Origin of the sequence: Lacisediminimonas sp. (assembly GCF_030645335.1) — a bacterium.
Lineage (GTDB): Bacteria > Pseudomonadota > Gammaproteobacteria > Burkholderiales > Burkholderiaceae_D > Lacisediminimonas.
Genome location: NZ_JAUSNH010000193.1, coordinates 1 through 7,998, shown reverse-complemented (window position 1 = coordinate 7,998; position 7,998 = coordinate 1). Strand labels below are relative to the sequence as shown.

The following is a 7,998-nucleotide window of genomic DNA, read 5'->3' as shown; positions in this document are numbered from 1 at the left end:
TCAGCAACTGCTCAAACAGGACGGCGTGTATTTCGATGATGGCGATGCTTGAGAAACCCGCCACACGGCAGGAGATCAACGACAGACCGGACCCGCGCATGACGCCTCGTGCCAATCATGGCCAGTTTCATACCGAGGCTGTCAGCGGGCTTCGATGACGAGGCCTGGAGCCAGACCGATGGCGCGGTGTTCAGCGTGCTTGAGGGCTCCGGTACCGGCACGCTGCGGCGAAACGAAGCGGTCTGGAGCTTCGAGTTTGACCCACGTGACCATTTTGAAATTCAATCGTGCCACACTGCTCCATTGCATTAGCCGTACACAAGGCAGAAAGGTTGTCATGAGTTTTGTATTTACACCCCCCGCAACGGCCTCGGTGCCGGTTGTGGGCACCAAGGCGCGCTTTCCGGTTCACCGCATTTACTGCGTGGGCCGCAATTACGAAGATCATGCCAAAGAGATGGGCTACACCGGCCGCGAACCGCCGTTTTTCTTCATGAAGCCCGCTGATGCCCTGTTGGTCGTGCCGGACGGGCAAGTCGGCGAGATGCCCTATCCGTCGATGACGAGCGACCTGCATCATGAAATGGAAATGGTGGTCGCCATTGGCGTGGGCGGGCGCGATATCGAGGTGGCGGATGCGTCCCGGCATATCTGGGGATATGCGCTCGGCCTGGACATGACCCGCCGCGATCTCCAGGGCGAGGCAAAGAAGCTCGGCCGCCCGTGGGATCTCGGCAAGGCCTTCGATGCGTCGGCACCGGTCGGTCCGCTGCATCGGGTGCAGGATACCGGGCTGATCACCCAGGGTACGATTTCACTGACGGTCAATGGCGAACATCGCCAGAAGAGCGACGTCAGCAAGCTGATCTGGAGCGTCGACGAAATGATTTCGCATTTGTCCAGGTATTTCGCGCTGCAGCCGGGCGACCTGATATTTTCCGGCACGCCGGAGGGGGTGGCGGCCGTAAAGAAAGGTGATCTGCTGGTCGGCGCGGTAGCGGGGCTTGGCGAACTGAAAGTCCGAATCGCTTAAGACTGACGCCCGACCTGAAAAAACCCGCTGTGCCGACAAGCCAGCGGGTTTTTTCATGTGCGCGCACAAGCCCTGCCTCTATAGCCTGTCCATCAACATCAGCGCCAGCAGCCCAATGACAAGCAGGCCCACGATGGTGCTCGGCCCATAGCCCCAGTCGTTGCTATGGGGCCAAGCCGGCAAGGTGCCGACCAGGATCAGGACCAGGACAAGCAGCAAGACCGTTGTCAGCGTCATCTTCGCACCTGGCGGGACGACCTGTGCGCAATCGCAATCCGGTCAATAGCGCACGGCCAGACCGTTTTCGACCCGCACGCGATCGCCTACTGCGATGTTGCTAATGTTTTCTTGCGTCAGGGTCGCGTAACTGCCGTTGTTCATTCGTACCCCGACCTGGTATGCGCTTGCCTGCGCGCCGCGGCGTTGCTCGACCTGGTTGCCAACGACGGCGCCACCGATGACGCCAGCCGCCGTGGCCGCGGTGCGACCCGTGCCGCTGCCGATCTGGTTACCCAGCACGCCGCCGATCACACCGCCCGCGATCGTACCCAGGCCTGGCCCGCTACGACTGGCAGCAACCGGTTGGATCGACTCGACTACGCCATAGCCCGAGGCGGCAGTGTTCGAGGAGGGGGGGTAGGTGTTGATCGGTTGGTTGGTCGTACCGCAACCAGCCACCAAGGTGGCCACAGCGACTGCCGCGCCGATAATGAATTTTCTCGTTTTCAACTCTAGCTCCTTTGGTCGGCAGCCCGGGAAAGGGCTAAGCCATTCGATAAGAATCTATCGCATGCAGTTATAGACTCATTCATCGGACAAAGGTTGCTTGGATAACAGCTTGTTACAGTTGCCTTTGCCTCTCATTCCGCTTGCCAGGGAACAGGTTTTCAGGCCTGCACCAGAGGCTGTTTCTTTTGTTGGAGCGGGCCGTCGCCCCCGATCAATGCGGGGGAAAGTTTCTCGGGAGCCCGTCAACAAAACATGTTGCATGTTCGTTAATCGCATAACTGTTCGCCAATTAACCGACCATGTTATAAACTGGAAACTTTCTTCCGCCCGATTGCAATCATCTTGCATGTGAACGGTCGCCAAGGTCTTCCTGCTGGGGTTCCTTAAAACATGCTGTTTCGATCCGCCCTGCGCGCGCGCCATTTCGCCCTGGCCCTGCTACTGGCCTGCTCGCCGCTGCTTTGCCTGGCGCAGGATGAGCGATTCGACATCATGCGTTATCAGGTGGACGGCAATACCCTGCTGCCGCCACAAGAGATCGAGGCGATGCTGGCGCCCATGACAGGCCGCGGCCGCGTCTATGGGGATATCCAGAAGGCATTGGAAACGCTGGAAGCGGCTTACCGCGCACGCGGTTTCAGTACGGTGCAGGTGTATGTTCCCGAGCAGGAACTGGGAACCGGCGCCGTGCGTATCCGGGTCACCGAAGCGGTCGTGTCCAGGATCACCGTACTGGACAACCTGCATTTCAATAATGCCAATGTGCTGGCGGGGCTGCCGTCGCTGCAATTGGGCCGGGTGCCCAACCTTGCGGCCCTGTCGGAAAACATCCAGTTGTCCAACGAGAACCCGGCCAAGCAAATCGAGGTCTTGCTGGGCGCCGGCGCCGAAGAAGGCAAGGTCGAGGCCAAGGTCACGGTGACTGAGGTCAAGCCGACGCGCGTTTTCTTTACAGCCGACAATACCGGCACGGCGGCAACCGGCAATTGGCGTACCGGCGCGGCGTGGCAACATGCAAACCTGTTCAACCGCGACCATGTGGCGACGCTGGCTTACACTACGTCGCCCGACAGTCCGTCGGGCGTGAACGTGAATCTGTTCAGCCTGGGCTACCGAGTGCCGCTGTATTCGATCGGCGACAGCCTCGATTTCATTTTCGGCAAGTCCAGCGTCAATACGCCGAGCAGTACGCCCACCCTCGGCGGCGCCTTGTCGATCGTCGGCCGTGGGAATGTCTACGGCGTCCGGTGGAACCACTATTTTCCGCGCATCGGACAACAGACCGAAAAACTGGTCATCGGACTGGACCACAAATACAGCGATGCCCGCTGTTCGTTCAATGGCGTGGAGCTGAGCATTGCCCCGCCCACGCCGCCGGTGGCGAGTTGTGTTCCCTATACGACCACGCCGCTGTCGGCCACATGGATGGTCCAGCACACCTCGCCTGGGCAGGCGTTGGACTTCAATTTCGGCCTGGCCTACAACTTGGCCAGCGGCACCCGGTACACCAGCCTTGACGGCACGGTCGATCGCTACTCCTACCTCACCCCTGGCAGCCGTAGCACCCGCGATGATTTCCGCATCCTGCGCGGCGGCGTCAACTGGCTCAAGGCCCTGGCGGCGGATTGGCAGTTGAAAGTTAGCGGCGCCATGCAATTCAGCGGCCTGCCGCTGGTGGCGGGTGAGCAGATCGGACTGGCCGGCTCCTCGACCGTGCGCGGCTTCAATGAGCGCGGCTTTGCAGCCGACAGCGGCTATGTGCTGAACCTGGAGTGGTACACGCCCGAGCTGGCTGCCCGTGCCGGTATTCCGGGCACGCTGCGCGTGCTGGCATTCCAGGACATGGCAAGCGGGTTCAACAGCAAGACCGCGGGCACCACCGTACCCTCGCGCGGCACGGTGGGAAGCATCGGTGCGGGACTGCGTTATGCAAGCGGACGCGATGTGGCGATCCGGGCTGATTTTGCCCGCATTGTCGCCACCGGCCCCTTGTCGCAAGAGCGAACAGGACACTGGCGCGGCCACGTGGCCGTGATGATCGGATTTTGAGTTCCGGAAGTACGTAGCCGGCGCCTCTGACGAGGCCCGCAAGCGGAGGAAGCATGGAACAAACAAGAAAAACAGCCGTAAAGCCGATCGTGATGACGGTGCGCCTTGGCGGTCGCCGCATGACCCTGACATGGCGGCCACGCAAGCGCATGCCCGGCCTGTTGCACGCATTGTTGTCGCGTTCGCTGCGTGCGCTGGCCGGCGTGCTGCTGGGTGGCATTTCAGCGGCTGCACTGGCCCAGGTCAGCGCCAGCGCGCTGCCCACCGGCGGCCAGCTGGTGGCGGGACAGGCGCTCATTTCCCAGCTCAGCAACCAGATGCGGGTGAGCCAGACGACCGACAAGGCAATCATCAACTGGAACACCTTCAACATCGGCAGTGCGGCACGGGTCGATTTCCAGATGCCATCCAGCACATCGGCGGTGCTCAATCGCGTCATCACCAATAATCCGTCTTCATTGATGGGCGCGCTGACCGGCAATGGCCGCGTTTGGCTGATCAATCCCGCCGGCATCATGGTCGGGCCGGGCGCCACGATTGATGTGGCTGGATTCATCGGCAGCACACTGAGTGTGCGCAATGAGGATTTCCTGGCCGACCGCCTGAACTTCAGCGGCAGCGGCGCCGGAGTTTCCAATTTCGGCAGCATCACGACCCCGCAAGGCGGCAATGTCTACTTGGTCGGCTCCAGCGTGGAGAACCAGGGCCTGATCAGGGCGCCGGGCGGCGAGGTCCTGCTGGCTGCGGGCCAGACGGTCGAGATCGCCGATACCGGCACGCCTGGCGTGAAGGTCGCGATCACCGGCACCGAGGGTAGCGCGCTCAATGTCGGCCAGGTGTTGGCAGAAGCCGGTCGTGTGGGCATGGCCGGTGTGCTGGTGCGCAATGCGGGCAGCATCAACGCCAGCAGCGTCGTCAAAGAGGGCGGGCGGATTTTCTTGCGGGCGACCAGGTCAGTCACGACCGACGCCAGTTCAGTGATCGAGGCCAGCGGCACCAGCGGCGGCGACATCCGGCTGGTGGCTGAGGAAACTGCGTTCGTTGATGGCAGCCTGGTTGCGCGCGGCAGCCAAGGGCGGGGCGGCTTTGTCGAAACCTCCGGCAAGAAGGGCTTCGCCATCTTGCGTGCGCCCGATGTCGGCCCGGGCGGCGAGTGGTTGATCGATCCCAACAATATTTCAGTCCGGGCTGCGGAACGCACCAGCGATCTCCCCAATGATCCTGACAGTTCGAGCACCGGAGACACTGCGGTTGTCACCACGGACCTGTTGCAGCAGGCGCTGAACGCAGGCACCAACGTCAGCATCGTCACGACGGCCGAGCCTGGCACAGAGAGCGGCGATATCAATGTGTTTGACGCTATCGTCAAGACCGCTGGCACTGACGCAACGCTGACCCTGAGCGCGCAGCGCAACATCAACCTGCAGCAGGCAATCACGGCCACCAGCGGCAAGCTCAATGTGGCGCTGTCCCATGCCGGCACAGCGGCATTGAGCAATTCGATTGCACTCAATGGCGGCAGCCTGAGCAGCAGCGGGCAACTGATTTTTTCGGGCGCGACGCTGGATAACGTCAACCTGGGCACGAATGGCACCGGCACTATGGCCAGTATCGTGACTGGCGGGACGACCAGCCTGGTCGGCGGTAGCACCTGGAATAACTACGGCCAGGTCGATTTCCAGGGGGCCGGCAAGCTGCAACTTGCGAATGGAACCAGCTTTAGCAACATGGTCGGTGGCACGGTCAATCTCACAGGTTATGCCGATAAAGCGATCGCCTCGACCGGCGGCTCGGTATTCAACAGCGGCATGATCAACAAGTTTGGTTCCGGTTATGCGGCGATTGATAACCTGACCAATATTGGAACCGTGAACGTCCATCTCGGCAAGCTGAGCCTGACGGGCAGCGGCTCTTACGGCGGTACGTTCAACGTCCATTCCGACGCGGGTGGCGGCGCTGCGACCGTCCTGGCATTTGCGCCGGGTGTCGAGCAGACGGCCGTATTGTCGGGGGCGGCCATCAACCTGCTCTCGTCCGAAGGTGTGGACAATGCGCTGGTGGATTTTTCCGGTGAAGCCGGCAGTGCGACGTACCTCAATAATGACCTCAATCTTGCCCGGGCAACGATGACCGGGGGGGCACTGGACGGCTCTGGCAAGCTGACGGTGACGGATTTCGGCTGGAGCGGTGGCACGATCACGGGCGCAAGCGGCGCTGTCGCCTATGGCTTCACCAACCTGGCACTGTCCGGCAATACCCGGCTCGACGGCCGTCGGCTGGTGCTGGCGGCGGGCGGCACGTCCAATGCGCAGTTTGCCAACCTGGTGCTGGCCAATAATGCACAGGTCGACAACCTGGGCGTGCTCAACCTGATGGAGGGCAGCAGGATTGGATATCCGATGGTCGGCGGTGATGATGTCAACACGCAAGCCAGCACTTTTGGTTCGCTTGGCGACGATGGTGGCGCAATCAACAGCATTGGCGCAATCAATAACGCTGGCACCATCAATTCGGTATCTTACGGTGCGAACAATTGGCTTGGCGGTTCGTCCGGGGAAGGGGCGGTCACGTTCAACAACAACGGCATCGTCAACGTCAATGCCGGGACGCTGAAGCTGGCCGGTGGTGTCCATAGCGGCACATTCAATGTCAACGCAGGCACGGGTGACATCGACACCGTGCTGCGCTTTGCGCCATCTGCGGCGTTCGGCGCCGGCGCGATCACGCTGGCCAGCACTGCCGTCATCAACCAGAACGGCAGCAACAATGCGACAGCGACCATCGCGTTCGGCAGCGCTCATCCGAACGGCGTTGTCAATATCAATGGCGACCTGTCCTTGCAACGGGTTGCGCTGGAGGGTTCAATCCTGCAAGGGCCCGGAAAACTGTCGGCTTCGCAGCTCGACGTGTCCGGCGGCACCTTGCGCGGAACTGGCTCGGGCCCGAGCTGGGATTTTGGACAACTCAATCTCGCCAATCACCTTGGTATTGACAACCGCGCCGTCAATCTTGGCCCGGACGGATCCTCCACGGCCCTGGAGGGTGCAGGCTTGCACCTGACCAATGGTTCTGTGCTCACCAGCACTGGAACGCATTCTGTGGGCAGCATCGATAACGCTGGCGTGCTGCGCGTCAACAGCGGCACGCTGTCGGCCACCAGGCTGGGCAATTATGGTTCGCTGGCCGTGGGCAGCGATGCGCGCTTCGCCGTAAGCAGCGAGCTGACAAACTTCGAACACGGTACTGTGAGCGGCACCGGCACGATCGAGGTGGTAGGGGGGGAAGGAACCCTGCAAAACTTCGGACGGCTGCAGCCCGGTGCTGCCGGTGAGATCGGGACCCTGACCATCCGGGGCGGCCTGCAACAGGGTACTGCTGCATCGATGGAAATCAAACTCGGCGGCAAAGAGACAGGCATGTTCGACCGGGTCAGCGTCAGCGGCGATGTCGCGCTCGGCGGCAGCCTGCTTGCAAGCTACCAGAATGACTACAAGCCCGCCGTCGGCGACGCCATTCCCTTCCTGCTGGCCGACGGCCAGCGCACGGGAACCTTCCAGACCGTGGTGGCGGGCGAACACATGCAGGCCGGTTACAGCCTGTTTGCCGGCGAAGCGACCAGGCTGACGGCCTTGCCGCCGGCGCCCCGTTACTTCAACAACAGTGTGGGCGACCTTGACTGGAGTACGGCGGGCAACTGGACTGGCGGCGTACTGCCAGGCGCCGCCGATGAGGTCATCATCAACACCGGCTATGCCGTTGGCCATACCAGCGGCGTCGATGTCGTCAACCGCCTCAGCATCAATACCGGCAACGCGCTCAATATCTATGGTGGCTCGGTCACGGTCAACAGCGCCACCATCGTCGACGGCCTGCTCTCCACTTCGGGCGACGGCAGCTTCACTGCCAACGGTTCGCTGTCGGGCAGTGGCTCGCTGAACGTGCTGGGCGGCCGCATGACATTGAATGGTGCGTCGACCATCGGCCTGGCGGGGGTGTCGGGCGGCGTGCTGCAGGGAAGTGGCAGCCTCCACGTGAACGACTTGCTGTGGACCGGCGGCACCATCAGTGGCGGCGCGCTTGATCCGGCATGGAATATCAACAACCTGTATCTTTCCGGACTGAGCACGCTGGAAGGGCGCACCCTGAACCTGGCTTCAGGCGGCAATTCCACAGCGAATGGCGCAAAC

The 7,998-nt window shown here is 61.8% G+C and carries 5 protein-coding genes; 3 read left to right on the top strand and 2 right to left on the bottom strand.

All coding sequences use genetic code 11. From position 1 onward, the window contains the following. Positions 1–337: 337 nt before the first annotated feature. Positions 338–1,033, top strand: coding sequence for a fumarylacetoacetate hydrolase family protein (locus Q7T64_RS13665; protein WP_304796739.1), 696 nt, complete (start codon positions 338–340; stop codon positions 1,031–1,033). A 78-nt stretch (positions 1,034–1,111) separates the two neighbouring features. Here the strand turns inward: Q7T64_RS13665 and Q7T64_RS13660 are convergent, their stop codons facing one another. Together Q7T64_RS13660 and Q7T64_RS13655 are read right to left on the bottom strand one after the other, a co-directional pair. Next, entirely contained in the window at positions 1,112–1,270 is a 159-nt protein-coding gene (locus Q7T64_RS13660; protein ID WP_304796736.1) for a DUF3309 family protein, read from the bottom strand. A gap of 42 nt (positions 1,271–1,312) precedes the next feature. Beyond that, the gene (locus tag Q7T64_RS13655; RefSeq protein ID WP_304796733.1) at positions 1,313–1,762 is read right to left on the bottom strand and encodes a glycine zipper 2TM domain-containing protein; all 450 of its coding nucleotides are present in this window, start codon (positions 1,760–1,762) and stop codon (positions 1,313–1,315) included. A gap of 390 nt (positions 1,763–2,152) precedes the next feature. On the opposite strand from Q7T64_RS13655, the gene Q7T64_RS13650 reads away from it, so the two are divergent. Continuing rightward, positions 2,153–3,811, top strand: a complete 1,659-nt coding sequence (locus tag Q7T64_RS13650) for a ShlB/FhaC/HecB family hemolysin secretion/activation protein (RefSeq protein ID WP_304796730.1) — start codon at positions 2,153–2,155, stop codon at positions 3,809–3,811. 53 nt (positions 3,812–3,864) lie between these two features. Then, a partial coding sequence (locus Q7T64_RS13645; protein ID WP_304796727.1) for a filamentous hemagglutinin N-terminal domain-containing protein occupies positions 3,865–7,998 on the top strand: 4,134 nt, incomplete at its 3' end.